General features: G+C 62.1%; 2 protein-coding genes. Both read right to left on the reverse strand.

Annotated features, from left to right (window positions below; genetic code table 11):
* Positions 1 to 26 precede the first annotated feature (26 nt).
* On the reverse strand, positions 27 to 746 hold the full coding sequence (ubiG, locus tag Q672_RS31535) for a bifunctional 2-polyprenyl-6-hydroxyphenol methylase/3-demethylubiquinol 3-O-methyltransferase UbiG (protein WP_022986526.1): 720 nt from the start codon (positions 744 to 746) through the stop codon (positions 27 to 29).
* Positions 743 to 2,071 carry a TRZ/ATZ family hydrolase gene (locus Q672_RS31540; RefSeq protein WP_022986527.1) on the reverse strand — a complete coding sequence of 443 codons (1,329 nt, stop codon included), beginning with the start codon at positions 2,069 to 2,071 and terminating at the stop codon, positions 743 to 745. The genes ubiG and Q672_RS31540 overlap by 4 nt, the downstream gene beginning before the upstream one ends.
* Positions 2,072 to 2,245: the final 174 nt, after the last annotated feature.

Here is a 2,245-nt window from a genome sequence, read left to right on the forward strand (position 1 = left end):
CTTGCAGGCAAGCTCCCACAGAGCGGCTAGTCTCCCTTGCGGGCGTACATCAGGTAATTGACCGACACATCCCGGTTCAACTTGTACACCTGGGTCAGCGGGTTATAGACCATGCCTGTAGTGTCCTGCACATCCAGTGCGGCGTCCCGGGCCCAGCCGGCCAGCTCTGAAGGTTTGATCAGCTTGGCATACTCATGGGTGCCACGGGGCAGCAGGCGCAGGATGTATTCCGCGCCGACAATGGCAAACATGAAGGCTTTCGGGTTGCGGTTGATGGTGCTGAAAAAGACATAGCCGCCCGGTTTCACCAGGGTGGCGCAGGCGCGGATCACGGAGGACGGATCCGGCACATGCTCAAGCATTTCCAGGCAGGTGACCACGTCGTACTGGCCGGCCCGTTCTTCGGCAATCTTTTCCGCCGGTGTTTGCAAATATTCCACTGCAACCCCGGCCTGTTCGGCATGGATGCGGGCTACCGCCAGGGGCGCTTCTCCCATGTCGATGCCGGTGACCTCAGCCCCGCGACGGGCCATGCCTTCTGACAGCAGGCCGCCACCGCAGCCGATATCGATGACTTTCTTGCCCGGCAGGCTGACACGTTCGTCAATGTAGTTCAGGCGCAGCGGGTTGATATCGTGCAGGGGGCGAAACTGCGAATTGGGGTCCCACCATTGCTCGGCAAGGGCATTGAATTTGGCAATTTCCCCGGCATCCACATTGGGTACGGCATTCTGGTTGTCTGTCACTTCTCGGCTCCGGCAATCGTTTGTTGCCACTGCTGGGCATTCTTGAGGATCAGCGCCTCGTTCAGGGTGGTGAGCTGGCGATGGTTCATCAGGCAGCGTCCGCCCACCCAGCTATGGGTGACCTGGTCCCGGGTCGCGGCATAGACCAGCTGTGCCACAGGATCATAGACCGGTTGGGTCTCCAGCCGGTTCAGGTCTATGGCCACCATATCGGCTTGCTTGCCAATTTCCAGTGAACCTATGTCCTCGTCCCGGCCCAGGGCCTTTGCCCCGTTCAGGGTGGCCATCTTCAGCACATCGGCGGCGGGCAGGGCGTCCGCTTCCAGACTCACGCCCTTGGCCAGAAAGGCGGCCGTGCGCGCTTCACCGATCATGTCCAGGTCATTGTTGCTGGCGGCCCCGTCGGTGCCCAGCGCCACATTGATGCCTGCCTGGCGCAGTTTTTCCACCGGGGCGAAACCGCTGGCCAGTTTCAGATTGGATTCCGGGCAGTGCACCACGTGGGTGCCGGTTTCGGCCACCAGGGTGATTTCCTCGTCGGTGAGCTGGGTCATGTGCACGGCCAGCAGGCGTGGCGAGAGCAAGCCAAGCCCCTGCAGGCGGGTCAGCGGGCGCTCGCCGGTGTTCCCCACTGCCATCTGGATTTCACCGGCGGTCTCGTGCACATGCATCATCACCGGCACGTCCAGTTCTTCCGCCAGGGTCAGCACTTTCTGCAGGGGGGCGTCGGACACGGTGTACGGCGCATGCGGGCCAAAACCGATCTGGATACGCGGGTCATGGCGCCACTCGTCCATGGCGTCCGTCGCGAGGCGCAGGTAGTCCTCGGGGCCGGCCCCCATGGGGGTGGGGAAGTCCAGCAGCGGACAGAACAGGCTGGCACGCAGCCCCGCTTCCACGGTGGCTTTGGCCGCGCTGGCCGGGAAGAAGTACATGTCGGCAAAGGTGGTGGTGCCTGAGCGGATCATTTCGGCTGCTGCCAGCTTGGTGCCGTCGTATACGAACTGCTCGCTGACAAACTGCCCCTCTGCGGGCCAGATGTGTTTTTCCAGCCAGGTCATCAGGGGCAGGTCATCGGCAATACCGCGCAGCAGGTTCATGGCGGCATGGGTATGGGCGTTAACCAGTCCCGGGGTCAGCAGGTGGTCGTCCAGGCGGACGATCTCATCGCTGTGCCATTTCTCGTCTGCCAGGGCGCTGGGCAGCAGGTCGGCGATGCGGCCGTCGCGTACCACCAGGGCGTGGTTTTCCAGCACGGTGTTGTCTGCAGACACGGTGGCAATCCAGCGGGCGTGGACAATCAGGTCGGCCTGATGGTCGCTCATGCATAACTCCTTGATCGGGCAGGGCGAACAGTGGGGCGCAGTATAGCGGTTTGAGCGCCGTCTTGCTCATCTGCAATGGTCTCATCTCCAGTGTTCGCGCACCCCGGAGACACTGAGTAACTCCTTGCATGCTCAGGCTTTCAGGCTGGTTCACAATCTAGGCGCGCTTTTGAA

Origin of the sequence: Alcanivorax sp. P2S70 (assembly GCF_000475295.1) — a bacterium.
GTDB lineage: Bacteria > Pseudomonadota > Gammaproteobacteria > Pseudomonadales > Alcanivoracaceae > Alcanivorax > Alcanivorax profundi.

What these genes read in the sequence shown, in the direction of transcription:
- Q672_RS31540 (WP_022986527.1), bottom strand. Translation starts at nt 2,071, where the DNA reads ATGAGCGACCATCAGGCCGACCTGATTGTCCACGCCCGCTGGATTGCC.